The 26,139-nt window shown below is 63.2% G+C and carries 22 protein-coding genes; 12 read left to right on the forward strand and 10 right to left on the reverse strand.

Annotated features, from left to right (window positions below; all coding sequences use genetic code 11):
• Positions 1-12 precede the first annotated feature (12 nt).
• The 5 genes from clpP to NP552_RS10190 all read left to right on the forward strand — a co-directional run bounded on the left by clpP (position 13) and on the right by NP552_RS10190 (position 7,073).
• Positions 13-648 carry an ATP-dependent Clp endopeptidase proteolytic subunit ClpP gene (gene clpP / locus NP552_RS10170; protein ID WP_043864493.1) on the forward strand — a complete coding sequence of 212 codons (636 nt, stop codon included), beginning with the start codon at positions 13-15 and terminating at the stop codon, positions 646-648.
• Positions 649-753: 105 nt separating this feature from the next.
• On the forward strand, positions 754-2,037 hold the full coding sequence (clpX, locus tag NP552_RS10175) for an ATP-dependent Clp protease ATP-binding subunit ClpX (protein ID WP_043864492.1): 1,284 nt from the start codon (positions 754-756) through the stop codon (positions 2,035-2,037).
• Positions 2,038-2,189: 152 nt separating this feature from the next.
• Entirely contained in the window at positions 2,190-4,586 is a 2,397-nt protein-coding gene (lon, locus tag NP552_RS10180; RefSeq protein WP_274096695.1) for an endopeptidase La, read from the forward strand.
• Positions 4,587-4,732: 146 nt separating this feature from the next.
• Positions 4,733-5,005, forward strand: a complete 273-nt coding sequence (locus NP552_RS10185) for an HU family DNA-binding protein (RefSeq protein WP_003183171.1) — start codon at positions 4,733-4,735, stop codon at positions 5,003-5,005.
• Between the two features lie 196 nt (positions 5,006-5,201).
• On the forward strand, positions 5,202-7,073 hold the full coding sequence (locus NP552_RS10190; RefSeq protein WP_054915281.1) for a SurA N-terminal domain-containing protein: 1,872 nt from the start codon (positions 5,202-5,204) through the stop codon (positions 7,071-7,073).
• 195 nt (positions 7,074-7,268) lie between these two features.
• Here NP552_RS10190 and fabI read toward each other — a convergent pair whose 3' ends face one another.
• The 8 genes from fabI to gloB form a co-directional block, all read right to left on the reverse strand.
• Entirely contained in the window at positions 7,269-8,063 is a 795-nt protein-coding gene (gene fabI, locus NP552_RS10195) for an enoyl-ACP reductase FabI (protein ID WP_043864489.1), read from the reverse strand.
• Between the two features lie 18 nt (positions 8,064-8,081).
• Complete coding sequence (locus tag NP552_RS10200) at positions 8,082-9,692, reverse strand: ABC transporter ATP-binding protein (protein WP_043864488.1); 1,611 nt, start codon at positions 9,690-9,692, stop codon at positions 8,082-8,084.
• 1 nt (position 9,693) lies between these two features.
• Entirely contained in the window at positions 9,694-10,713 is a 1,020-nt protein-coding gene (locus tag NP552_RS10205) for an ABC transporter permease (protein WP_043864487.1), read from the reverse strand.
• A gap of 1 nt (position 10,714) precedes the next feature.
• Positions 10,715-11,788: a microcin C ABC transporter permease YejB gene (locus NP552_RS10210; RefSeq protein ID WP_043864486.1), complete on the reverse strand. Its 1,074-nt coding sequence runs from the start codon at positions 11,786-11,788 to the stop codon at positions 10,715-10,717.
• 1 nt (position 11,789) lies between these two features.
• Positions 11,790-13,652 carry an extracellular solute-binding protein gene (locus NP552_RS10215; RefSeq protein WP_274096696.1) on the reverse strand — a complete coding sequence of 621 codons (1,863 nt, stop codon included), beginning with the start codon at positions 13,650-13,652 and terminating at the stop codon, positions 11,790-11,792.
• Positions 13,649-15,481: an extracellular solute-binding protein gene (locus tag NP552_RS10220; protein WP_054915278.1), complete on the reverse strand. Its 1,833-nt coding sequence runs from the start codon at positions 15,479-15,481 to the stop codon at positions 13,649-13,651. Before NP552_RS10220 ends, NP552_RS10215 begins: the two co-directional genes overlap by 4 nt.
• Positions 15,482-15,600: 119 nt before the next feature.
• On the reverse strand, positions 15,601-17,022 hold the full coding sequence (locus NP552_RS10225) for a LysM peptidoglycan-binding domain-containing protein (RefSeq protein ID WP_043859725.1): 1,422 nt from the start codon (positions 17,020-17,022) through the stop codon (positions 15,601-15,603).
• A 99-nt stretch (positions 17,023-17,121) separates the two neighbouring features.
• The gene (gene gloB, locus NP552_RS10230; protein ID WP_043859726.1) at positions 17,122-17,901 is read right to left on the reverse strand and encodes a hydroxyacylglutathione hydrolase; all 780 of its coding nucleotides are present in this window, start codon (positions 17,899-17,901) and stop codon (positions 17,122-17,124) included.
• 80 nt (positions 17,902-17,981) lie between these two features.
• Between gloB and NP552_RS10235 the strand changes: the two genes are divergently transcribed.
• The 4 genes from NP552_RS10235 (at position 17,982) to NP552_RS10250 (ending at position 22,401) form a co-directional block, all read left to right on the forward strand.
• Positions 17,982-18,764 (forward strand): class I SAM-dependent methyltransferase, encoded by a 783-nt coding sequence (locus tag NP552_RS10235; RefSeq protein ID WP_043859727.1) that lies wholly within the window; start codon positions 17,982-17,984, stop codon positions 18,762-18,764.
• A 9-nt stretch (positions 18,765-18,773) separates the two neighbouring features.
• On the forward strand, positions 18,774-19,229 hold the full coding sequence (rnhA, locus tag NP552_RS10240) for a ribonuclease HI (protein WP_043859728.1): 456 nt from the start codon (positions 18,774-18,776) through the stop codon (positions 19,227-19,229).
• Between the two features lie 86 nt (positions 19,230-19,315).
• Positions 19,316-20,068 (forward strand): DNA polymerase III subunit epsilon, encoded by a 753-nt coding sequence (dnaQ, locus tag NP552_RS10245; protein WP_229589435.1) that lies wholly within the window; start codon positions 19,316-19,318, stop codon positions 20,066-20,068.
• 86 nt (positions 20,069-20,154) lie between these two features.
• Positions 20,155-22,401, forward strand: a complete 2,247-nt coding sequence (locus NP552_RS10250) for an Orn/Lys/Arg decarboxylase N-terminal domain-containing protein (RefSeq protein WP_043859729.1) — start codon at positions 20,155-20,157, stop codon at positions 22,399-22,401.
• 46 nt (positions 22,402-22,447) lie between these two features.
• On the opposite strand, the gene NP552_RS10255 is transcribed toward NP552_RS10250, so the two are convergent.
• Entirely contained in the window at positions 22,448-22,912 is a 465-nt protein-coding gene (locus NP552_RS10255) for a cysteine hydrolase family protein (RefSeq protein ID WP_043859730.1), read from the reverse strand.
• 93 nt (positions 22,913-23,005) lie between these two features.
• Between NP552_RS10255 and NP552_RS10260 the strand changes: the two genes are divergently transcribed.
• From NP552_RS10260 to NP552_RS10270, 3 genes are read left to right on the forward strand one after another with little or no spacing between them, the layout of a single operon-like run.
• Positions 23,006-23,575, forward strand: coding sequence for an SPOR domain-containing protein (locus NP552_RS10260; protein WP_054915273.1), 570 nt, complete (start codon positions 23,006-23,008; stop codon positions 23,573-23,575).
• A gap of 55 nt (positions 23,576-23,630) precedes the next feature.
• Positions 23,631-24,146 carry a GNAT family N-acetyltransferase gene (locus tag NP552_RS10265; protein ID WP_043860822.1) on the forward strand — a complete coding sequence of 172 codons (516 nt, stop codon included), beginning with the start codon at positions 23,631-23,633 and terminating at the stop codon, positions 24,144-24,146.
• Positions 24,147-24,158: 12 nt separating this feature from the next.
• Positions 24,159-24,584, forward strand: a complete 426-nt coding sequence (locus tag NP552_RS10270) for an HD domain-containing protein (protein ID WP_043860821.1) — start codon at positions 24,159-24,161, stop codon at positions 24,582-24,584.
• Here the strand turns inward: NP552_RS10270 and pdxR are convergent.
• On the reverse strand, positions 24,563-26,056 hold the full coding sequence (gene pdxR / locus NP552_RS10275; protein WP_043860820.1) for a MocR-like pyridoxine biosynthesis transcription factor PdxR: 1,494 nt from the start codon (positions 26,054-26,056) through the stop codon (positions 24,563-24,565). The genes NP552_RS10270 and pdxR overlap by 22 nt on opposite strands.
• Between the last annotated feature and the right edge of the window lie 83 nt (positions 26,057-26,139).

Below are 26,139 nucleotides of genomic sequence, written 5' to 3' on the forward strand. Positions count from 1 at the left end.
TGAGTGCAGGACATGTCCCGCAATTCTTATTATCAGCAGAGCTCTGACATCCAGGCCGCAGGCGGCCTGGTCCCGATGGTTATCGAGCAATCCGCTCGTGGCGAACGCGCCTATGACATCTACTCGCGCCTGTTGAAGGAGCGGGTGATCTTTCTGGTCGGCCCGGTAGAGGACTACATGGCCAACCTGATCGCAGCGCAATTGCTGTTCCTTGAAGCGGAAAACCCGGACAAGGACATCCATCTCTACATCAACTCGCCGGGTGGTTCGGTGACAGCAGGCATGTCGATCTACGACACCATGCAGTTCATCAAGCCCGACGTTTCCACCACCTGCATCGGCCAGGCGTGCTCCATGGGCGCGTTCCTGCTGGCTGCCGGTGCCCATGGCAAGCGTTTCTGCCTGCCGAACTCGCGGGTGATGATTCACCAGCCGCTGGGTGGCTTCCAGGGTCAGGCCTCGGATATCGAGATCCACGCCAAGGAAATCCTGCAGATCCGTTCGCGTCTGAACGAGCTGCTGGCCCATCACACCGGGCAGGACCTCGAAACCATCGAGCGTGACACCAACCGCGACAACTTCATGAGCGCCGAGCGTGCTGCCGAATACGGCCTGATCGACTCGGTGCTCCACAAGCGGCCTGTTTGATAGGCAGCCAAGCGGGTGGCCGGGCCTTCCCGCCACCTGTGGACTTGAAAAAGCCCGCAATTGCCTTCATCTTGTGTTGCAAGCCTACCGGATTGGATCGATCGAATGACTGACACCCGTAACGGCGAGGACAACGGCAAATTGCTCTATTGCTCCTTCTGCGGCAAAAGCCAGCATGAAGTACGCAAGTTGATTGCCGGCCCCTCGGTCTTTATCTGCGACGAGTGCGTCGACCTGTGCAACGACATCATCCGTGAGGAGGTGCAGGAAGCCCAGGCCGAGAGCAGCGCGCATAAATTGCCTTCGCCGAAAGAAATCAGCGGCATCCTGGACCAGTACGTCATTGGTCAGGAGCGCGCGAAAAAAGTCTTGGCCGTAGCGGTGTACAACCACTACAAGCGCCTGAACCAACGTGACAAGAAGAACGACGATGTCGAGCTCGGCAAGAGCAACATCCTGCTGATCGGACCGACGGGCTCGGGTAAGACCCTGCTCGCCGAAACCCTCGCGCGTCTGTTGAATGTGCCGTTCACCATTGCCGATGCCACCACGCTGACCGAAGCGGGTTATGTCGGTGAAGATGTCGAGAACATCATTCAGAAACTGCTGCAGAAGTGCGACTACGACGTGGAAAAGGCCCAGATGGGCATTGTCTACATCGACGAAATCGACAAGATCTCGCGCAAGTCGGACAACCCGTCCATCACCCGTGACGTTTCGGGCGAAGGCGTGCAGCAGGCATTGCTCAAGCTGATCGAGGGCACGGTTGCCTCGGTACCACCGCAAGGTGGCCGCAAGCACCCGCAGCAGGAGTTCCTGCAGGTCGATACGCGCAACATCCTGTTCATTTGCGGCGGTGCGTTCTCGGGCCTCGAAAAGGTCATCCAGAACCGTTCCACCCGCGGTGGCATCGGCTTTGGTGCGGAAGTTCGCAGCAAGGAAGAAGGCAAGAAGGTTGGCGAGTCGCTGCGTGAAGTCGAGCCGGACGATCTGGTCAAGTTTGGCCTGATTCCCGAGTTCGTCGGTCGTCTGCCGGTACTGGCAACCCTCGACGAGCTCGACGAGGCTGCACTGATGCAGATCCTCACCGAGCCGAAGAACGCCTTGACCAAGCAATACGGCAAGCTGTTCGAGATGGAAGGCGTCGACCTGGAGTTCCGCAGCGATGCGCTCAAGTCGGTGGCCCGCAAGGCACTGGAGCGCAAGACCGGTGCCCGTGGCCTGCGTTCGATTCTCGAAGGCATCCTGCTCGACACCATGTACGAGATTCCTTCGCAGAAGGATGTCAGCAAGGTGGTGATCGACGAGAGCGTCATTGATGGCTCGTCCAAGCCGCTGTTGATCTACGAGAACAGCGAGCCGCAAGCCAAGGCTGCACCCGACGCCTGAGTCGGGTGACGGCAGCAAACCAGCAAGGGGCCTACGGGCCCCTTTGCTTTTCCTGTCGCAGAGCTTGTTTTTTTGCGGGCCTGCCCCCACATTAAGTCCATGCTCAAATTTCCATCGGATTACGGCCATAAGGCCGCTGTAGAGGCGAAATCATGAAGACAACCCTCGACTTGCCTCTTTTGCCATTGCGCGATGTCGTCGTTTACCCGCACATGGTCATCCCGCTGTTCGTGGGGCGTGAAAAGTCCATCGAGGCCCTCGAGGCCGCGATGACGGGCGAGAAGCAGATCCTCCTGCTGGCCCAGAAGAATCCAGCTGATGACGATCCAGGTGAAGATGCCCTGTACCGTGTCGGCACCATCGCAACCGTACTGCAACTGCTCAAACTGCCCGATGGCACCGTCAAGGTGCTGGTCGAGGGCGAGCAGCGCGGTGCGGTTGAGCGCTTTGTCGAAGTCGACGGGCATATTCGCGCCGATGTGGCGCTGATCGACGAAGTCGAGGCCGCCGATCGCGAGTCCGAAGTCTTCGTGCGCAGCCTGCTGTCGCAATTCGAACAGTATGTGCAGCTGGGCAAGAAGGTCCCCGCTGAAGTCCTCTCGTCGCTCAACAGCATCGACGAGCCGGGCCGCCTGGTCGACACCATGGCCGCCCACATGGCCCTGAAGATCGAGCAGAAGCAGGAAATTCTCGAAATCATCGACCTGGGCGCCCGGGTCGAGCACGTCCTGGCCTTGCTGGATGCCGAAATCGACCTGTTGCAGGTCGAGAAGCGCATCCGTGGTCGGGTCAAGAAGCAGATGGAGCGCAGCCAGCGCGAGTACTACCTGAATGAGCAGATGAAGGCCATTCAGAAAGAGCTCGGCGACAGCGACGAAGGCCACAACGAAGTCGAAGAGCTGAAAAAGCGCCTCGACGCTGCCGGCCTGCCCAAGGATGCCTACGCCAAGGCCCAGGCCGAGCTGAACAAGCTCAAGCAGATGTCGCCGATGTCGGCTGAAGCCACCGTGGTGCGCTCGTACCTCGACTGGCTGGTGCAGGTGCCGTGGAAGGCGCAGAGCAAGGTGCGCCTTGACCTGGGCAAGGCCGAAGAGATCCTGGATGCCGATCACTATGGCCTGGACGAGGTCAAGGAGCGCATCCTCGAATACCTCGCCGTGCAAAAGCGCGTGAAGAAGATCCGCGGCCCGGTACTGTGCCTGGTCGGCCCGCCGGGTGTGGGCAAGACCTCCCTGGCCGAATCCATTGCCAGCGCCACCAATCGCAAGTTCGTGCGCATGGCCCTGGGTGGCGTGCGTGACGAGGCAGAAATTCGCGGTCACCGCCGTACCTACATCGGTTCGATGCCAGGTCGCCTGATCCAGAAGATGACCAAGGTGGGTGTGCGCAACCCGTTGTTCCTGCTCGATGAAATCGACAAGATGGGCAGCGACATGCGTGGCGACCCGGCCTCGGCACTGCTCGAAGTGCTCGACCCCGAGCAGAACCACAACTTCAACGATCACTATCTGGAGGTCGATTACGACCTGTCGGACGTGATGTTCCTGTGCACCTCCAACTCGATGAATATCCCGCCGGCGCTGCTCGACCGGATGGAAGTGATTCGTCTGCCGGGGTACACCGAAGACGAGAAGATCAACATTGCGGTCAAGTACCTCTCGCCCAAGCAGATCAAGGCCAACGGCCTGAAGAAGGGCGAGCTGGAGATCGACACTGCCGCCATCCGCGACATCATCCGCTACTACACTCGCGAAGCCGGTGTGCGGGGCCTGGAGCGCCAGATCGCCAAGATCTGCCGCAAGGTCGTCAAGGAACATGCCGGGCTCAAGCAGGTGGCCGTCAAGGTCGATGGTGACAACCTCGAGCATTACCTGGGCGTTCGCAAGTTCCGCTACGGCCTGGCCGAGCAGCAGGACCAGGTAGGGCAGGTAACCGGCCTGGCGTGGACCCAGGTGGGCGGCGAGCTGCTGACCATCGAGGCCGCGGTGATTCCGGGCAAGGGTCAACTGATCAAGACCGGTTCGCTGGGCGATGTGATGGTCGAGTCGATCACTGCCGCGCAGACCGTGGTGCGCAGCCGTGCACGCAGCCTGGGGATCCCGGCCGACTTCCACGAGAAGCGCGACACCCACATTCACATGCCGGAAGGGGCTACCCCCAAGGACGGCCCGAGCGCTGGCATCGGCATGTGCACTGCACTGGTGTCGGCCCTGACCGGGATTCCGGTGCGCGCCGATGTGGCCATGACCGGGGAAATCACCCTGCGTGGCCAGGTGCTGGCCATTGGCGGTTTGAAGGAAAAACTGCTGGCAGCACACCGCGGCGGGATCAAGACCGTGATCATTCCAGAAGAGAATGTGCGCGACCTGAAGGAAATTCCTGACAATATTAAACAGGATCTTCAGATTAAACCTGTCAAATGGATTGACGAAGTCCTCCAAATTGCGCTGCAATACGCCCCGGAGCCCTTGCCAGATGTGGCTCCCGAGATTGTCGCCAAGGATGAAAAGCGCGACAGCGATTCCAAGGAACGAATCAGTACCCATTAGTACGTATTTGGCTGGGGGGCCTCCACGACGTTAATTCGGGCCCTTGTTATAAAGCGGCGCCCACTTGTCGGTGGGCCACCCGGCAATCGTTTTGCTTTTCATTACATACTTAGAAACAAACTCAAATAGAGATAAGGGGACTTAGAGTGAACAAGTCGGAACTGATTGACGCTATTGCCGCATCTGCTGATATCCCGAAAGCTGCTGCCGGCCGTGCGCTGGACGCAGTCATCGAATCCGTCACCGGCGCCCTGAAAGCCGGTGATTCCGTGGTGCTGGTCGGTTTCGGTACCTTCTCGGTAACCGATCGTCCTGCCCGTACCGGTCGCAACCCGCAAACCGGCAAGACTCTGGAAATTCCTGCTGCCAAGAAGCCAGGCTTCAAGGCCGGCAAAGCACTGAAAGAAGCCGTCAACTAAGGCGTCTCTTTCAGGCTTCGCCTAACCGGGTCGGGTTTCGCCTGGCCTGGTAGCGCAGCACGGGGAATCGCAAAAACAGATTCCCGTGTGCTTCGCCAGTTACGAGAAGGCGCATCCTCGGATGCGCCTTTCTTCTATCAGGACTCTACCCACGCTCCGCGGTTGTTTATTTAGTACGGCCGTTTCTGGGGGACGCATGCTTCAAAATATCAGGGACAATTCACAAGGTTGGATTGCCAAGACCATCATCGGTGTCATCGTGGCCTTGATGGCGCTGACCGGCTTCGATGCCATCTTCCAGGCCACCACCCATAGCCAGGACGCTGCCAAGGTCAATGGCGACACCATCAGCCAGAATGAGCTGAGCCAGGCTGTCGACATGCAACGTCGGCAACTGATGCAACAGCTGGGCAAGGATTTCGACGCCTCCCTGCTGGATGAAAAAATGCTGCGTGAAGCAGCACTCAAGGGCCTTATCGAGCGCAAGCTGCTGCTCCAGGGCGCCAAGGATGCCAAGTTCAGCTTCTCCGAAGCCGCGCTTGACCAGGTCATCCTGCAAACGCCGGAGTTCCAGGTTGACGGCAAGTTCAGCCCCGAGCGTTTCGACCAGGTGATTCGTCAGCTGGGCTACGGTCGCCTGCAGTTCCGCGACATGCTGGCGCAGGAAATGCTGATCGGCCAACTGCGTGCTGGCCTGGCCGGCAGCGGTTTCGTTACCGATTCGCAGGTCGAGGCATTTGCCCGCCTGGAGAAGCAGACCCGTGATTTCGCTTCGCTGACCTTCAAGGCCGACCCGGCCGCGGTCAAGGTCACCGACGAAGAGATCAAGGCGCACTACGACGAGCACGCCAAGGAGTTCATGAGCCCCGATCAGGTGGTCATCGACTACATCGAGCTGAAGAAGGCCGCGTTCTTCGACCAGGTCAAGGTCGACGACGAGGCGCTCCAGGCGCTTTACCAGAAGGAAATCGCCAACCTGGCCGAGCAGCGTCATGCCGCCCACATCCTCATCGAAGTCAACGACAAGCTTGACGATGCCCAGGCCAAGGCCCGCATCGAAGAGATCAAGCAGCGTCTGGACAAAGGCGAAGACTTTGCCAAGCTGGCCAAGGAGTTCTCCCAGGACCCGGGCTCTGCCGCCACGGGTGGTGACCTGGGCTATGCCGGCCAGGGCGTCTACGACCCGGCCTTCGAAGAGGCGCTGTATGCGCTGAACAAGGGCCAGGTATCGGCGCCGGTGCGTACCGACTTCGGTTGGCACCTGATCAAGCTGCTGGATGTGCAGGCACCTGAAGTGCCGACCTTCGCCAGCCTGAAAGACAAGCTGACCCGCGAGCTCAAGACCCAGCAGGTCGAACAGCGCTTCGTCGAAGTGACCAAGCAACTGGAGGACTCGGCGTTCGAAGCCTCCGACCTGGCCCAGCCGGCCCAGGAGCTTGGCCTGAAGCTGAACACCTCGGCGCCGTTCGGCCGTGAAGGTGGCGATGGCATCACGGCCAACCGTGCAGTGATCCAGGCGGCGTTCAGCCCGGAAGTGCTGGAAGAGGGTGCCAACAGCACCGCCATCGAGCTGGACCCGGAGACGGTCGTGGTCATCCGTGTCAAGGAGCACCGCAAGCCTGAGCAACTGCCGCTGGAAGTGGTGAGCGACAGCATTCGCAAGCACCTGGCCAGGGAGCACGCCAGTGCGGCGGCCAAGGCCAAGGGCGAGGCGCTGATCGCCGGCCTGCGCGACGGCAAGGTCGAACTGGCAGCCAGCCAGGAAGGGCAGAGCTGGAAGGTCCAGGAAGCGGTCACACGCAACCAGGAGGCCATCGACCCGGCCGAGCTGCAGGCGGTGTTCCGCATGAGCAAGCCGCAAGCCAAGGACAAGCCGACCTTCGGTAGCGTCACCTTGAACGACGGCAGCTTTGTGGTCCTGCGCCTGAACGGCGTCAACGAAGGTGCTGCGGCAAGTGACGAAGAGAAGGCGGCCTACCGTCGCTTCCTGGCGTCGCGTGCTGGCCAGCAGGACTTCGCTGCGTACCGCAAGCAGTTGGAAGAGAAGGCGGACATCACCCGTTACTGAGTGATGCTGCTGTAAACGGAAAGGGCCGCTGATGCGGCCCTTTCTGTTTTTGTGTTGGTTGTATGGGGGCGTTCGCCGGCAAGGCCGGCTCCTACAGGGATCGCAACCTCTTCAGGAGCCGGCCTTGCCGGCGAATGGCCAGATCCCGGACAAAAGAAAAGGCCGCATTAGCGGCCTTTTCCCATCCTGCCAACCTTACTCGGTAAGGTCGCCCATGGCGGTAGTGTTGAAGCCACCGTCCACGTACATGATTTCACCGCTCACGCCCGACGCCAGGTCCGAGCAGAGGAACGCGCCGGCGTTGCCGACTTCGTCGATGGTGACGTTGCGACGCAGCGGGGTCTGCGCTTCGTTGGCGTCCAGCATCTTGCGGAAGTTCTTGATACCCGAGGCTGCCAGGGTACGGATCGGGCCGGCCGAAACGGCGTTCACACGAGTGCCTTCCGGGCCCAGGCTGCGCGCCAGGTAGCGCACGCCGGCTTCCAGGCTGGCCTTGGCCATGCCCATCACGTTGTAGTTGGGCATGGTGCGCTCGGCGCCCAGGTACGACAGGGTCAGCAGGCTGCCATTGCGGCCCTTCATCATGTCGCGACCGGCCTTGGCCAGGGCCACGAAGCTGTAGGCGCTGATGTCGTGGGCAATGCGGAAGCCATCACGGGTGGTGGCCTGGGTGAAGTCGCCGTCGAGCTGGTCGCCCGGCGCGAAGCCTACGGAGTGCACGATGCAGTCCAGGCCGTCCCACTTCTTGCTCAGTTCTTCGAAGACCTTGGCGATTTCTTCATCGCTGGCAACGTCACAGGGGAAGCACAGCTCAGGGCTGGAGCCCCAGCCAGCGGCGAACTCTTCGACGCGGCCCTTGAGCTTTTCGTTCTGGTAGGTGAAGGCAAGTTCTGCACCCTCGCGATGCATGGCGGCAGCGATGCCGGATGCGATGGACAGTTTGCTTGCGACACCGACGATCAGTACGCGCTTACCGGCGAGAAAACCCATGTGTTGTTCCTCTTCAGGTTAATCGACAGCTGTGGGGGCCAAAAAGGCGGCTTCCAGCAGCTGCTGTGTATAGGGATGTTGCGGGGCGCTGAAAATACCCGTAGCCGGACCTTGTTCCACCACCTTGCCCTGCTTGACCACCATCAACTGGTGGCTGAGCGCCTTGACCACCGCCAGGTCATGGCTGATGAACAAGTAGGTCAGGTTGTACTTGGTCTGCAGCGTACGCAGCAGTTCCACCACCTGGCGCTGAACGGTCCGGTCGAGCGCCGAAGTGGGCTCGTCCAGCAGTATCAGCGCCGGTTTCAATACCAGTGCCCGGGCAATGGCAATACGTTGTCGCTGGCCACCGGAGAACTCGTGAGGGTAGCGGTGCCGGGTTTGCGGATCCAGTCCTACTTCCTCTAGCGCCTCCATGATCGCCTGTTCCTGCTCTGCCTCCGTGCCAATCCGATGAATGCGCAGGCCCTCTCCGACGATATCGCTCACGCTCATGCGCGGGCTCAGGCTGCCGAAGGGGTCCTGGAACACCACCTGCATCTGGCGGCGCAACGGCCGCACCTGTTGCTGGGTCAGGCCGTCCAGCGCCTGGCCTTCAAAGCGTATCGCGCCCTGGCTGCCGATCAACCGCAGGATCGCCAGGCCCAGGGTAGACTTGCCGGAACCACTCTCGCCCACGATGCCCAGGGTCTGGCCCTGGGGCAGGCTGAAGTTGATGCCGTCCACCGCCTTGACGTGGTCCACGGTCTTGCGCAGCAGGCCCTTCTTGATCGGGAACCACACGCGCAGGTCCTCGACCTCGAGCAGCGGCGGGCCCACCGGGTTGTCGGCAGGCTTGCCGCTGGGCTCGGCACCGAGCAGCATTTGCGTGTACGGATGCTGCGGGGCACGGAACAATTCGTCACACGACGCCTGTTCGACGATGCAACCGCGCTGCATGACACATACGCGGTGGGCAATTCTTTTCACCAGGTTCAAATCGTGACTGATCAGTAGCAGCGCCATGCCCAGGCGCGCCTGCAGGTCCTTGAGCAATTCGAGGATTTTCAGCTGCACGGTGACGTCCAGCGCGGTGGTCGGTTCGTCGGCGATCAGCAGCTCCGGCTCGTTGGCCAGGGCCATGGCGATCATCACCCGCTGGCGTTGACCGCCCGACAGCTCGTGGGGCAGGGCCTTGAGGCGCTTGACCGGGTCGGGAATGCCCACCAGTTCCAGCAGCTCCAGGGTGCGCTCGGTGGCCGCCTTCCCGCGCAGGCCCTTGTGCAGCATGAGAATCTCGTTGATCTGCTTCTCGATGTTGTGCAGCGGGTTGAGCGAGGTCATCGGCTCCTGGAAGATCATCGCGATGCGGTTGCCGCGAATGCGCCGCATCTGTTTTTCTTCCAGCTTGAGCAGGTCCTGGCCTTCGTAGGTGATGCTGCCGCTGGGGTGGCGGGCCAGCGGGTAGGGCAGCAGGCGCAGGATGGAGTGCGCGGTCACCGACTTGCCCGAGCCGCTTTCGCCCACCAGTGCCAATGTCTCGCCACGACGGATGTCGAAGCTGATGCCTTCGACCACGCGTTGCTGCTGCGCCCCGGTGACGAACTCCACCGACAGGTCGCGCACTTCGATCAAGGTGTCGTTGCTCATCTCATTTCCTCGGGTCGAAGGCATCGCGGGCGGACTCGCCGATGAACACCAGCAGGCTGAGCATCAGTGCCAGTACCGCGAAGGCGCTCATGCCCAGCCACGGCGCCTGCAGGTTGGACTTGCCCTGGGCCACCAGCTCGCCCAGCGACGGCGCGCCCGGTGGCAGGCCGAAGCCGAGAAAGTCCAGCGCCGTGAGGGTGCCGATGGCGCCGGTCAGGATGAACGGCAAAAAGGTCATGGTCGAGACCATCGCGTTGGGCAGGATGTGCCGGTACATGATCGCGCCGTTCTGCATGCCCAGCGCCCGCGCCGCGCGCACGTATTCCAGGTTGCGCCCGCGCAGGAACTCGGCGCGCACCACGTCCACCAGGCTCATCCACGAGAACAGCAGCATGATGCCCAGCAGCCACCAGAAGTTGGGCTGCACGAAACTGGCCAGGATGATCAGCAGGTACAGCACCGGCAACCCCGACCAGATCTCCAGAAAGCGCTGCCCGGCCAGGTCGACCCAGCCGCCATAGAAGCCCTGCAGGGCGCCTGCGATCACCCCGATGATGGAGCTGAATACCGTCAGCGTCAGGGCGAACAGCACCGAGATACGAAAGCCGTAGATCACCCGCGCCAGCACGTCGCGGCCCTGGTCGTCGGTGCCCAGCAGGTTCTGCGCCGAGGGCGGGGCCGGGGCGGGCACCTTCAGGTCGTAGTTGATGCTCTGGTAGCTGAACGGGATCGGTGCCCACAGCACCCAGCTGTCCTTGGCTGCCAGCAACTCGCGGATGTACGGGCTCTTGTAGTTGGCCTCCAGCGGGAACTCGCCGCCGAAGGTGGTCTCGGGGTAGCGCTTGAGGGCGGGGAAGTACCATTCGCCGTCGTAACGCACCGCCAGCGGCTTGTCGTTGGCGATCAGCTCGGCGCCCAGGCTCAGCCCGAACAGGATCAGGAACAGCCACAGCGACCACCAGCCACGGCGGTTGGCCTTGAAGCGTTCGAAGCGGCGGCGGTTGAGAGGGGATAGGGTCATCTCAGTGCTCCCGGCTGTCGAAGTCGATACGCGGATCGACCAGGGTGTAGGTCAGGTCACCGATCAGCTTCACCACCAGGCCCAGCAGGGTGAAGATGAACAGCGTGCCGAACACCACCGGGTAGTCGCGGTTGATGGCCGCCTCGAAGCTCATCAGGCCCAGGCCATCGAGGGAAAAGATCACCTCCACCAGCAGCGAGCCGGTGAAGAATATGCCGATGAATGCCGAGGGAAAGCCCGCGATCACCAGCAGCATCGCGTTGCGAAACACGTGCCCGTAGAGCACCCGGTTGGGGCTCAGGCCCTTGGCCTTGGCGGTGATCACATACTGCTTGTTGATCTCGTCGAGGAAGCTGTTCTTGGTCAGCAGGGTCATGGTGGCGAAGTTGCCGATCACCAGCGCGGTCACCGGCAGGGTCAGGTGCCAGAAGTAATCGAGGATCTTGCCCGTGGTGCTCAGCTCATCGAAGTTGTTCGAGGTGAGCCCGCGCAAGGGGAACCAGTCCAGGTAGCTGCCGCCGGCAAACAGCACGATCAGCAGAATGGCGAACAGGAATGCCGGGATCGCATAGCCAACGATGATGGCCGAGCTGGTCCACACGTCGAAGTGGCTGCCGTGCCGGGTAGCCTTGGCGATGCCCAGGGGGATCGACACCAGGTACATGATCAGCGTGCTCCACAGCCCCAGCGAGATCGACACCGGCATCTTCTCGGCAATCAGGTCGATGACCTTGGCGTCGCGGAAGAAGCTGTCGCCGAAATCCAGCCGCGCGTAGTTCTTGATCATGATCCACAGGCGTTCCGGCGCCGGCTTGTCGAAGCCGTACATGCGCTCGATTTCCTTGACCAGGGCAGGGTCCAGGCCCTGGGCGCCACGGTAGTTGGAGCCGGCCACGGATACTTCCGAGCCGCCACCGGCGATGCGGCTGGTGGCGCCGTCGAAGCCTTCGAGCTTGGCGATCATCTGTTCCACCGGGCCACCGGGCGCGGCCTGGATGATCACGAAGTTGATGATCAGGATACCCAGCAGGGTGGGGATGATCAGCAACAGGCGGCGAAAGATATAGGCCAGCATGTCAAGGTGCCTCGCCCGCTGGGGCAGCATCGGCTGGGGCGGCATCTGCGGCCCCCGGCACCACCGGTTTCACGTCCGGCTTGATCCACCAGGTGTTGATGCCGATGTCGTACTTGGGCGGCGTGGCCGGGTGGCCGATATGGTTCCAGTACGCCACGCGCCAGGTCTTGATGTGCCAGTTGGGTACCACGTAGTAGCCCCATTGCAGCACGCGGTCCAGGGCACGGGTGTGTTCGATCAGGCTCTGGCGCGAGTCGGCATTGATCAGGCCGTCCACCAGGGTGTCCACGGCCGGGTCCTTGAGGCCCATGAAGTTGCGGCTGCCGGGCTTGTCGGCGCTGGCGCTCTGCCAGAACTCGCGTTGCTCGTTGCCCGGCGAGTTGGATTGCGGGAAGCCGCCCACGATCATGTCGAAGTCGCGCGAGCGCAGGCGGTTGATGTACTCCGATACGTCCACCCGGCGAATGTTCAGCTCGATGCCCAGGTCGGCCAGGTTGCGCTTGTAGGGCAGCAGGATGCGCTCGAACTCGGTCTGGGCGAGCAGAAACTCGATCACCACCGGCTTGCCCTGGGCATCCACCATCTTGTCGTCCTGGATGCGCCAGCCGGCTTCCTGCAGCAGCTTGTAGGCCTGGCGTTGCTGCTCGCGGATCATGCCGCTGCCATCGGTGACCGGGTTCTTGAACGCTTCGGTGAACACCTTGTCGGGGATCTGCCCGCGCAGCGGTTCCAGCAGTTTCAGTTCGGCCGCATCCGGCAGGCCGCTGGCCGCCATGTCGGAATTTTCGAAGTAGCTGGTGGTGCGGGTGTAGGCGCCATTGAACAGCTGCTTGTTGGTCCACTCGAAGTCCAGCAGCAGGCTCAGTGCCTCACGCACGCGCACGTCCTGGAAGATCGGGCGGCGCAGGTTGAACACGAAGCCCTGCATGCCGGTCGGGTTGCCGTTGGCGATCTCTTCGCGGATCAGGCGGTTCTGGCGAACTGCCGGGATGTTGTAGGCGGTGGCCCAGTTCTTGGCGCTGACCTCCAGCCAGTAGTCGAACTGGCCGGCCTTGAGCGCCTCGAGCGCCACGGTATTGTCGCGGTAGTAGTCGACGCGAATGGTGTCGAAATTGTAGAAGCCGCGGTTGATCGGCAGGTCCTTGCCCCAGTACTCGGGGTCGCGCACGTAGCGGACCGAGCGTCCGGCCTTGACCTCGGCGACCTTGTACGGCCCGCTGCCCAGGGGGATCTCCAGGTTGCCTTTGGTGAAGTCGCGGTTGGCCCACCAGTGCTTGGGCAGCACCGGCAACTGGCCGAGGATCAGCGGCAGTTCACGGTTGCCCTTGTGCTTGAACTTGAACAGCACACGCAGCGGGTCTTCGGCGATCACTTCGTCGACGTCGGCATAGTAGGCGCGGTACAGCGGTGCGCCGCTGGTGACCAGGGTGTTGAAGGTGAACACGACGTCTTCGGCACGGACCGGATGGCCATCCTGAAAGCGCGCCTCGGGGCGCAGGTAGAAGCGCACCCAGCTGTTGTCGGGGGCTTTTTCGATCTGCCTGGCCAGCAGCCCGTATTCGGTGAATGGCTCATCGAGGCTGTTGCGCGCCAGGGTGTCGTATACCAGATCGATGTTGTCGGCCGGCACGCCCTTGTTGATGAAGGGGTTGAGGCTGTCGAAGCTGCCGGAGCCGTTCACGCGAAAGGTGCCGCCCTTTGGCGCGTCGGGGTTCACATAGTCGAAATGCTTGAAGTTGGCCGGGTACTTGGGCGCTTCGTCGTAGAGGGTCACTGCATGTTGCGGGGCGGCCAGGGCCTGAAGGCTCAGGCTGGCCAGCAGCAGGCCGCCTGCGATCAGGCGCAGGCACGGCAATGGCATCATTGGGCGTTCTCCGTGGGCTTGAGCCACCAGCTGTTCAGCCCCAGGGTGTAGGGCGGCGTGGCGACAAAGGCAAACCGGTTGCGGTAGGCCAGGCGGTGATAGTCGAGATACCAGTTGGGAACCATGTAGTGCTGCCATAGCAGCACTCGATCGAGGGCGCGCGCCGCAGCCACCTGGTCGTCGCGGCTCTGTGCATTGAGCAGGGACTCTAGCAGGTGGTCGACCACCGGGCTCTTCACGCCCGCGTAATTCTTGCTGCCTTTGGTGGCGGCCTGGCTGGAATGAAAATACAGCCACTGCTCAAGGCCCGGGCTCAGGGTCTGGTTCAGGGTCATCAGAATCATGTCGAAATCAAATTGGTCCAGCCGTTGTTTGTACTGGGCCCGGTCTACCGTGCGCAAGCGCGCGTCGATACCGATGCTGGCAAGATTTTCGACATAAGGTTGCAGGATCCGCTCCAGGTTCGGGTTCACCAGCAGAATTTCCAGCTTCAGCGGCTGCCCGTTGCTGTTGAGCAGGCGCTGGCCGCTGAGCTTCCAGCCTGCCTGGCCGAGCAGGTTGAGGGCCTGGCGCAGGGTATCGCGGTCGATACCGCGCCCGTTGGTCTTGCCCACGCTGTAGGGCTGGGTGAACAGGGCGGCAGGCAGTTGGTCGCGGTACGGCGCCAGCAGCAGCCACTCCTTGCCCACCGGCAGGCCGGTGGCGCTGAACTCGCTGTTGGGGTAGTAACTGCTGGCGCGCTTGTAGGCGCTGCTGAATAGGGTGCGGTTGGTCCATTCGAAGTCCAGCATCAGGCCCAGCGCCTGGCGCACGCGGTCGTCGCTGAAGGCGGCGCGCCGGCTGTTCATGAACAACCCCTGAGTCTGGGTCGGGATCTGGTGGGCGATCTGCGCCTGGATCACCTGGCCACGACGCACAGCGGGGAAGTTGTAGCCGGTGGCCCAGTTCTTGGCCTGGTGCTCGATGTAGACATCGAACTCACCCGCCTTGAAGGCCTCGAAGGCCACATCGCTGTCGCGGTAGAACTCGAACTCGACGCGGTCGAAGTTGTACTTGCCGCGGTTGACTGCCAGGTCCTTGCCCCAGTAGTCCTTGACCCGCTCGAACACCAGGCTTCGACCTGGCTGTACCTGGGTGATGCGGTACGGGCCGCTGCCCAGTGGCGGTTCGAAGGTGGTGGCCTTGAAGTCGCGGCCTTTCCAGTAATGCTGGGGCAGCACCGGCATTTCGCCCAGGCGCAAGATCAGCAGCGGGTTGCCGGCACGCTTGAACACGAAGCGGATGCGCTTGGGGTTGAGGATGTCGACCCGCTGCACTTCCTGCAGGTTGGTGCGGTAGAGCGGGTGGCCTTCCTTGAGCAGGGTGCGGTAGGAGAACGCCACGTCGGCGGCGGTGATCGGCCGGCCATCGTGAAAGCGTGCCTCGGGACGCAGGTTGAACACCACCCAGCTGCGGTCTTCGCTGTACTCCACCGAACGGGCGATCAGCCCGTAGCTGGAGGTGGCTTCATCGCCCGAGGGGTCGCGCTGGCCGGTGCCCACCATCAGGGTCTCGTTCAGCTCGTTCACCCCGTACTGCAGGAAGTTGGGCGTGGTGACCGGGCTTGAGCCCTTGAAGGTATAGGGGTTGAGGGTATCGAACGTGCCGAATGCCATGGCGCGCAAGGTGCCGCCTTTGGGCGCTTGCGGATTTACCCAATCGAAATGGGTGAATTTGGCTGGGTACTTGAGCGTGCCGAACTGGGCGTAACCGTGACTTTCGCTGATGGTCGCGCCCGCGGGAAAGCTCAAGGCCAGGCTGAATGACAGCAACAGGAGGGGACGTATCAAGTCGGCGATCCGATCCGGGCTTGGGCTTTATTCCGGCTACAGTAACAGCTTGTATCGGCAGGAAAAAGAGCAGCCCCGGAGATCGCCGGGGCCGCGGCCAGGCAGGCCTGGCCCGGGTCTCAGTGCGGCAGGTAGACGGTGAGGGTCTGGCCGGGCTTGAGGGCGTGGCCGCTGCGCGGATTCCAACGCTTGAGGTGCTGCATTTCAACGTTGAAACGCTTGGCCACCATGTACAGCGAATCGCCTTTGCGCACCTTGTACTGGGTAGGCTTCTTCTGGTTGCCGGCCGCGCTGGCAGGCTGCGCACCTTGCATCACCAGGGTCTGGCCGACCTTGAGGTTGTTGCCGCGCAGCTTGTTCCAGCGCTGCAGGTCCTTGACGCTGACCTTGTTGGCCCGGGCGATGCTGCCCAGGTTGTCGCCACGCTTGACCCGGTAGCGGCTGTTGCGCACCGGCGTCGAGGCTTCGGCCAGGGCTGCCTCGAATACCGCCTTCTTCGGCTGCAGGCTGAGCAGCTCTTCGGGCTTCATGTTCGACAGGCTGGTGGTCAGCAGTTGCGCCTTGGCGGTGGGTACCAGCAACTGCTGCGGGCCGTCCACGGTCATGCGTTTCTTGAAGGCCGGGTTGAGCTGGAACAGTTCGTCTTCGTCGATCTCGGCCAGTGCGGCGACCCGCGACAGGTCGAGTCGGTCCTTGATCGCCACGGCTTCGAAGTAGGGTTCGTTGGCAATCGGGTTGAGGTTCACGCCGTACGCCTGCGGGGTCAGTACCACCTGCGACAGGGCCAGCAGCTTTGGCACGTAGTCACGGGTTTCCTTGGGCAGCGGCAGGTTCCAGTAGTCGGTTGGCAGGCCGAGCTTCTCGTTGCGCTCGATGGCGCGGCTGACCGTGCCTTCACCGGCGTTGTAGGCCGCCAGCGCCAGCAGCCAGTCGCCGTTGAACATGTCGTGCAGGCGGGTCAGGTAGTCCAGCGCCGCGTTGGTCGAGGCGGTGATGTCGCGACGGCCATCGTAGAAGCGCGTCTGGCGCAGGTTGAAGTAGCGCCCGGTGGACGGGATGAACTGCCACAGGCCCACCGCGTGGGCGCGGGAATAGGCCATCGGGTTGTAGGCACTTTCGATTGCCGGCAGCAGGGCCAGCTCCAGCGGCATGTCGCGCTCTTCAAGACGCTCGACGATGTAGTGGATGTACAGGCTGCCGCGGTCGCCGGCGCCTTCCAGGAACGAAGGGTTGCTGGCGAACCACAGGCGCTGCTGCTCGATGCGCGGGTTCACCGCAATGCCGTCCTGCAACTGGAAGCCCTGGCGCATGCGTTCCCAGACGTCCTGGGCCACGGCTGGCTCGACCGGCTTCTTGTCATGCACGAAGATCGGTTTCTGCTTGATCCGCGCCTGGAAGTTGTGCGCGCGAACGCTATCGGATTCATCGACCTGGCGCGTGCTCTGGCAGCCCACGAGGGTGGCGGCCAGGGCCAGCGCACTGGCTTGGGCCAGGCGCGTCAGGGCAACGGAATTGAAGGTTCTGCGGCTAGGGGACGACATTGGCTGGGGGAAAGTTCCGGGCAAAAATGTCGGGCGATTCTAGAAAGGCACCCCCCATCGGTCAACCTTTGAGAATTTTCCGACCTTCACAGCGCCTGTTTAGAACGTGTCTTTCCAGGCCCGCAACCCTGCAAAAACAGCACTGGGCGTAGGGTTTATGCGGCCCACCCGTTCGTCTATTTTTTGTTTAACGGATGTTTCTGCTACCCGCAAAAACGGGTTGGTCAGCTTCTCCAGCGCGATGGTGGAGGGCAAAGTGATGCGATCTTGCGCGCGCAGTGCGGTAACGTCTTCGAAGCGTTGGATAACGTGCGGGTTCTGCGGCTCGACCGCACAGGCAAAGCGCAGGTTGCTCAGGGTGTATTCGTGGGCGCAATACACCTGGGTGGCCGCCGGCAGCGCTGCCAGGCGCTCCAGCGAGTGGTGCATCTGCTCCGGCGTGCCCTCGAACAGGCGCCCGCAGCCGGCGGCGAACAGCGTGTCGCCACAGAACAGCATCGGCAACTGCGGCTGGGCACAGTAATAGGCGATGTGCCCCAGGGTGTGGCCGGGTACGGCGAACACCTGGAACTCAAGCCCCAGCACCTCGAGGCGGTCATTGTCGTTCAGGGCCTGGTCGCGGGCGGGTATGCGTTCGTTGGCCGGGCCGCTGACGCGGGCGCCGGTGTGCGCCTTGAGCTGCTCAACGCCGCCCACATGATCGTGGTGGTGATGGGTGATCAGAATGTCGGTCAGTTGCCAGTCGGCATGCGCCTGCAGCCAGGCCAGCACGGGGGCGGCATCGCCCGGGTCGACCACCGCACAACGCTGGTTCACGGCATCTTGTAACAACCAGATGTAGTTATCACTGAAAGCGGGCAGGGCCTGTATCTGTATCATCGTGCGATTCGCCAAACGGTGGACATGGGTGCATCTTAGTAGCTATGTGCGTTGTCGAGAACCTTCCAAGGGAGACAGCAATGACCGATCAAGCCTTTGCCCAGGCCGACCCGCAGTGGCTCGAGCTGATCAGCCAGGCGCGCGAGTGGTTCGCCGGCCCGCTGGGCCAGCAGCTGCTCGCCGGGGAACAGCGCCTGCTCGAAGAGGAGCTGGGGCGCTTCTTCGGTGGCTACCTGGTGCATTACGGCCCTTGCGCCGAGGCACCGCCCAATGCCCCGCAGGTGCAACGCAACGTGCGCCTGGGGGCGCCGCTACCGGGCGTCGAGATCGTGTGCGAAGAACAGGCCTGGCCCCTGAGCGAGCACGCCGCCGACGTGGTGGTGCTGCAGCACGGGCTGGACTTCAGCCTCTCGCCCCACGGCCTGCTGCGCGAGGCGGCCAGCAGCGTGCGCCCTGGCGGGCATCTGCTGATCGTCGGGATCAACCCCTGGAGCACCTGGGGCCTGCGCCGGGTGTTTGCCCATGATGCGTTGCGCAAGGCGCGCTGCATCTCGCCGTCGCGGGTGGGCGACTGGCTCAACCTGCTGGGCTTCGCGCTGGAGAAACGCCGCTTCGGGTGCTATCGTCCGCCGCTTGCCTCGCCGGCCTGGCAGGCACGGTTGTCTGGCTGGGAGCGTGCTGCCGGGCGCTGGCAGATATCCGGTGGCGGTGTGTACGTGCTGGTGGCGCGCAAGATGGTGGTGGGCCTGCGCCCGCTGCGCCAGGTGCGCCGCGAGCCGATGGGCAAGCTGCTGCCGTTGCCGATGGCCAAGGTCAACCGGCGCACGCCTCACCCCGAGGGCCGCACCTTCAATGATGAATAAAGGCTGTACATGAGCGAAAGCGTCGAAAGCGTCGAGATCTACACCGATGGTGCCTGCAAGGGCAATCCTGGCCTGGGCGGCTGGGGCGCGCTGCTGGTCTGCAAGGGCGTCGAAAAGGAGCTGTGGGGCGGCGAGCGCGAAACCACCAACAACCGCATGGAGCTGATGGCCGCCATCAAGGGCCTCGAGGCGCTCAAGCGCCAGTGTGATGTGCTGCTGGTGACCGACTCGCAGTACGTGATGAAAGGCATCACCGAGTGGATGGTCAACTGGAAGAAGCGTGGCTGGAAGACCGCCGCCAAGGAGCCGGTCAAGAACGCCGACCTGTGGCAGCAGCTCGACGAACAGGTCAACCGCCACAACGTGAAATGGCAGTGGGTGCGCGGGCACGTCGGCCACGCGGGCAACGAGCGTGCCGACCAGTTGGCCAACCGCGGCGTCGACGATCTGCGCAAGCAACGCTGAACCCTCCCTTTAGCGAATTCGCCACATCCTGCCCCGGGTGAGGTAAAATTCGCCGCTTTCAATATTCAGGCAGTACGCGGCAGGAGATGACCGACGTGGAGATGCAGAACAACAGGTCGGTAGTGCTCGACACCGAAACCACCGGTATGCCGGTGGCCGATGGTCACCGCATCATCGAGATCGGCTGTATCGAGCTGGTCGGCCGGCGCATGACCGGACGCAATTTCCACGTGTACCTGCAGCCCGACCGCGAAAGCGACGAGGGCGCGATCGGGGTGCACGGCATCACCGACGAATTCCTGGTGGGCAAGCCGCGTTTCGCCGAAATCGCCGACGAGTTCTTCGAGTACATCAAGGGCGCGCGGCTGATCATCCACAACGCGGCGTTCGACGTTGGTTTCATCAACAACGAATTCGCCATGCTCGGCCAGCACGATCGCGCCGATATCGCACAGCACTGCGAGGTGCTCGACACCCTGCTGATGGCCCGCGAGCGTCACCCCGGCCAGCGCAACAGCCTCGATGCCTTGTGCAAACGCTATGGCGTAGACAACTCCGGCCGCGAACTGCACGGCGCGTTGCTCGACTCCGAGTTGCTGGCGGACGTGTTCCTGGCCATGACCGGCGGCCAGACCAGCCTGTCACTGGCCGGCAGCGACAGCGAGGGCGAAGGCCAGTCCAGCCAGGGCAGCGAGATCCGTCGGCTGGTGGGGCGTCAGCCGGGGCGCATCATCCCGGCCACCGAGGCAGAGCTGCAAGCGCACATGGCGCGCCTTGAAGCAGTGGCAAAATCCACCGGTGGCCCGGCCTTGTGGCAGCAACTGCTCGAGGCCCGCTGAAGCAAATCCCGCCGCGTACCTGGCGCCGACCTTCTACCCTGAAATGAACGGCCTCACGGCCTGTCGCTCAGAAGGTGCCGGCGCCCATGTACAAGGACCTCAAGTTTCCGATACTCATCGTGCACCGCGATATCAAGGCCGACAGCGTGGCCGGTGATCGCGTGCGCGGCATTGCCCAGGAACTGGCCCAGGACGGCTTTACCATTCTGCCGGCGGTGGACTACGCCGAGGGCCGCCTGGTAGCGGCCACCCACCACGGCCTGGCCTGCATGCTGATTGCGGCCGAAGGCGCGGGGGAAAACACCCACCTGCTGCAGAACATGGTCGAGCTGATTCGCCTGGCGCGGGTGCGCGCACCGCACTTGCCGATCTTCGCACTGGGCGAGCAGGTGACCCTGGAGAACGCGCCAGCCGACGCCATGAGCGAACTGAACCAGTTGCGCGGCATCCTTTACCTGTTCGAAGACACCGTGCCGTTTCTGGCCCGGCAAGTGGCGCGGGCAGCGCACAACTACCTGGACGGCCTGCTGCCGCCGTTCTTCAAGGCCCTGGTGCAGCACACCGCGCAATCGAACTACTCCTGGCACACGCCGGGCCATGGCGGTGGCGTGGCGTATCGCAAGAGCCCGGTGGGCCAGGCGTTTCACCAGTTCTTCGGCGAGAACACCCTGCGTTCGGACCTGTCGGTGTCGGTGCCGGAGCTGGGGTCGCTGCTCGACCATACCGGCCCCCTGGCGGCGGCCGAAGCGCGTGCGGCGCGCAACTTCGGCGCCGACCACACCTTCTTCGTGATCAACGGCACCTCCACCGCCAACAAGATCGTCTGGCACTCGATGGTCGGGCGTGACGACCTGGTGCTGGTGGATCGCAACTGTCACAAGTCGGTGTTGCACGCAATCATCATGACCGGCGCAATCCCCCTGTACCTGTGTCCGGAGCGCAACGAGCTGGGCATCATAGGCCCCATCCCGCTGAGCGAGTTCAGCCGCGAGGCGATCCAGGCCAAGATCGAAGCCAACCCGCTGGCCGCAGGGCGCGAGCCGCGGGTGAAGATGGCGGTGGTGACCAACTCCACCTATGACGGGCTGTGCTACAACGCCGAAATGATCAAGCAGGTGCTGGGCAACAGTGTCGAGGTGCTGCATTTCGACGAGGCCTGGTACGCCTACGCGGCGTTTCACGAATTCTTTGCCGGGCGTTACGCCATGGGTACTTCGCGCAGTGCCGACAGCCCGTTGGTGTTCAGCACCCATTCCACCCACAAGCTGCTGGCCGCGTTCAGCCAGGCCTCGATGATCCACGTGCAGGACGGCGGTGCACGCCAGCTCGACCGTGATCGATTCAACGAGGCGTTCATGATGCATATCTCCACCTCGCCGCAGTACAGCATCCTGGCCTCGCTGGACGTCTCGTCGGCGATGATGGAAGGCCCGGCTGGGCGCTCGCTGCTGCAGGAAATGTTCGACGAGGCGCTGAGCTTTCGGCGTGCGCTGGCCAACCTGCGCGAGCACCTGGCCGACGACGACTGGTGGTTCAGTATCTGGCAACCGCCGCAGGTGGGTGGCATTCACCGCGTGGCGACCGAGGACTGGCTGCTGCAACCCCAGGCCGAATGGCACGGTTTTGGCGATGTGAGCGAAGACTACGTGCTGCTCGACCCGATCAAGGTCACGCTGGTGATGCCGGGGCTGGATGCGGGCGGCAGCCTGGGCGAGCATGGTATTCCTGCGGCAGTGGTCAGCAAGTTCCTGTGGGAGCGCGGGCTGGTGGTGGAGAAGACCGGCCTGTATTCGTTTCTGGTGCTGTTCTCGATGGGGATCACCAAGGGCAAGTGGAGCACCTTGCTCACCGAACTGCTGGAGTTCAAGCGCAACTACGACGCCAATACCGCGCTGCTGCAGAGCCTGCCGTGCGTGGCGCAGCTGGACCCGTTGCGCTACCACGGCATGGGCCTGCGCGACCTGTGCGAGCAGTTGCACGAATGCTACCGCGCCAACGCCACGGCCAAGCAGCTCAAGCGCTTGTACACGCGTTTGCCCGAGGTGGTGATGAAGCCGGGGGATGCGTATGACAAGCTGGTGCGCGGCGAGGTCGAGGCGGTGCCGATCGAGCGCCTGATCGGGCGGGTGGCGGCGGTGATGCTGGTGCCGTACCCGCCGGGGATTCCGTTGATCATGCCCGGGGAGCGGTTTACCGAGTCGACGCGCTCGATCATCGACTACCTGGGCTTTGCACGGGCGTTCGACCGTGGGTTCCCCGGGTTTGTGGCCGATGTGCACGGGCTGCAGCATGAGGTGGGGGACGTGTATACGGTGGATTGCATCCGCGAATGAGGGATGGTTTGTGCTGGCCGCTTCGCCGGCCTTGCCGGCGAAGCCTTCACCGCAACTGTTGCGTACTCACCACGTGCCCGAAATGATGCCGCCACAGGCTCACCCCCAACTGCCCCGAGCGATCCAGCGACGACCCTACCGTGAGGTCGCTGATCAGGGTCGGCTGCAGCCCCGCATCAAACAGCGCGAACCCCGCCGCCAGCACGCAGGTGTCGGTCTGTATGCCGCACACCAGCACGCGCTCGGGGTTCAATTGCCTGAGGTAATCCAGCATCTCGGCCGTCGGGGCGTAGCCATGCTTGATGAAGATACGATCTGCCGCCACCAGGCTCTGGTCGTGCGCCGCCGGTTGCCAGCCCAGCTGACGTTGAAACGGGGTCACCGATTCATCATGGCGCTCCACGCTCGCCACCGACGGCATGCGGCCGATCAGTGATGCTATGCCGTCTACCAGCCATTGCGGCGGGTTGAACGAGGGTTGTACGTCGATAATCAGCAGTACCTGGCGCATGGAATGCCCTATGGAAGTTCAAGGCCGGGCGATTGTAACCCCCGGCCTTGCACAGATGCTAAAATCCGCCGCTTGAAACCTGGAGATAGACGCGTGCGCAAAGTGGCGGTGGTAATGGCAGTGCTGGCCCTGGCCGGCTGTGACAACGATGCCGAACGGGTACACAAGCAGGTTGCCGAGCATCTGGATAACCCGAAGACGGCCAAGTTCGCCAACGTGCGATTCAACAAGCAGGGCGATATCTGCGGCCAGTTCCGTGGCAAGGACGCGGCCGGTGTGTTCCAGCCTTACCGCAGCTACGTGGCCATCAAGCAGGGCGACGACTACCAGATCATCATCGACGAAACCGGCGGCGACCTGCGCATCCGCGAAATCTGCGGTGGTGCCGACCTGCAGCGCCGTGCCGATGCCCTGGCCGACCAGCCCGCGCCCGAAGGCTGGGACGTCGAGATCATCCAGGGCCCGAACATGGGCGCCCTCAGCGACATGACCGCGCGCCTGATCGAAAAACAGATTCCATCCTCGGTGGTGTACCGCGACGGCAAGCCGGTGGTACTGCTGGGCCCTTACCCGACCAAAGAGGAGGCCCTGGCCAGCAAGAACGATGTGATGGCGCGCCTGGGTACCGATTCGGTGGTCATCCAGCACGGCGCCGAGCGCTAGCCAGCACGCGGCGGCGCCTCTTACACTCACGGCTTGTCTTCAAGGATGAGCCGTCATGAGTGATTCGCCCTTCGCCATTACCCTTCAACGTTGTACCGAACAGCACGTCGAGGGGCTCACGGCCCTGTACAACCACCCGCAGGTGGCGCGGCAGGTGCTGCAGATGCCGTATCAGAGCGCCGACCTGTGGCGCAAACGCATCGCCACCGACAACGAACGAATGGTGTTTCTGGTGGCCTTACATCAAGGCGAGGTGATCGGCAGCTGTACGCTCGAGCAGTTCATACGTGTACGTCGCGGTCATTGCGGCGGCATCGGCATGGGCGTCGCCCCGGCCTGGCAAGGGCAGGGGGTGGGCACACGGCTGTTGTCGGCGGTGCTCGAGGTGGCGGACAACTGGATGGGCCTGCAGCGCGTCGAACTCACTGTTTACGCCGATAACCAGCCGGCACTGGCGCTGTACCGGCGCCACGGCTTCGAGGTGGAAGGGCATTTGCGCGACTATGCTTTACGTGACGGTGTGTTCACCGATGCCTGCAGCATGGCGCGCCTGCGACGGCGCGAGGGTTAGAGGAGGGGGCTTATGTCCACACTGGAGCGAGCCATTGCGGTTGCCGCCAGGGCCCATGAAGGGCAGCAGGACAAGGGCGGCACTGCGTATATCCTGCACCCGTTGCGGGTGATGCTGAGGGTGCAGACCACCGAACAGCGCATCGTCGCGGTGCTGCACGACGTGCTTGAAGATACCAGCATGAGCTTGTCGGACCTGGCCCGCGAAGGCTTCGCCCTGAAGATACTGGCGGCGGTGCAGGCGCTGAGCCGGCGCGATGACGAAAGCTACGAGGCCTTCGTCGCGCGGCTGGGCAGCGACCCGCTGGCACGGGTGGTAAAGCTTGCCGACCTTGCCGACAACAGCGACCTTTCGCGCATCGCCATGCCCGGCCCCGAAGACATCGCGCGCCTGCAGCGCTATCAGCAGGCCAGCGCCTACCTGCAGGCGCTGGCCTGAACGCTGGCGCTTTCGATCACCCGTGCCAGGCGCTGCATCGCCGCATCGATGGCTTCGCCACTGAACCCACCCAGGCCGAGCACCAGCCCGGGCCTGCCGTGCGGCCCCGCATACATGGGGGATACCGCGCGCACCACCACCCCGGCCTCTGCGGCCTGGTCCGCTACCTGCCTGTCGTCGATACCTGCTGCCAGCCACAGCACCAGGTGCATGCCCTGGTCGGTCGGTTGCAGCCAGGCCAGCTCAGGCTCCAGCCAGCGCGCCACCGCTTCGTTCACCTGGCGGTGGATGGTGGCGTACACACCGCGGATGCGGCGGATGTGCCGGTCCAGATGGCCTTCGTTGATGAAGGCCGCCAGTACCTGCTGGTCGGCGTTGGCCGGATGACGGTCCATCAGCACGCGGGCACCGCAGAAGGCGTCCACCAGGTCCGGCGGCACGATCGCATAGCCCAGGCGCAGTGACGGGAACAGGATCTTGCTGAAGGTGCCCAGGTAGATCACCCGTTCAGGGTCCAGCCCCTGCAACGAGGGGAACGGGTGCCCTGCATAGCGCAACTCGCCGTCGTAGTCGTCCTCGATCACCCATGCATTGTGGGTTCTGGCCCAGCTCAGCAGTGCCTCGCGCCGGGTCATGCTCATCGGCATGCCCAGCGGGTACTGGTGCGAAGAGGTGACGAAGGCGGCGCGGGCGTGGGGGCAGGTGGCGACGGCGTGTTCCACGTCCATGCCCTCGGCGTCCACCGGTACGCGCACCATCTGCCCGCTGTGCCCGGCGCTTTCGAGAATGGCGGTGATACCGCGGTAGGCCGGGTCTTCGACCCAGGCGAAATCGCCGATGTCCAGCAGCACCTGGCAGGCCAGATACAGGCCCTGCTGGGTGCCGGAGGTGATGATCACCTGGCTGGCCTCGCAGCGTACCGAGCGGGATTTGCGCACATAGTCCACCACCGCCTCGCGCAGCTCGATTTCCCCCAGCGGGTCGCCATAGCCGGCAGGGGCACCCGGGCCGCGGGCGCGCACCCGGTTGCCAAGGCGCCGCCAGATATCATCCGGCGCGGCCTTGCCCAGCGGTACCGAGACGGCGAACGGTACCTGGGGTACCTCGCCGAAGCGGCGGGCAAGTTGTGCAAAGCGTTCGATGCGTGCCGAGCTGGCGGCGGGCCGCGCCACACCTGTCGTGTGCGCGGCAGGTGGCTCTTCAAGGCTGTGCGCGACCCGCGTGCCGGCACGGCCGCGGGACTCCAGAAACCCCTCGGCCGTCAGTTGCTCGAACGCCTCGATGGCCGTGCCCCGCGCGATCATCAGCGATCTGGCCAGCATGCGGGTCGAGGGCAGCGCCTCGCCGGGCTTGAGGTCGCCGCGCCGGATCGCCGCACGCAGCGCCTGGGCCAGTTGGCGCCCCAGTTGGCCGCTGCTGCGGTCCAGCGTGCCCAGCGAAGGAATATCCACCACGTTAGCTTTGCGCGCCATGTTTTCTGGTCCAGTCATTTTGTTCGATAGTGGATCTATACCATGGGCCAGTTGCGCCACACAATTTGCCATCGCCCTGTGCC

It is taken from the genome of Pseudomonas sp. 8209, assembly GCF_028682105.1.
Classification (GTDB): Bacteria; Pseudomonadota; Gammaproteobacteria; order Pseudomonadales; family Pseudomonadaceae; genus Aquipseudomonas; species Aquipseudomonas palmensis.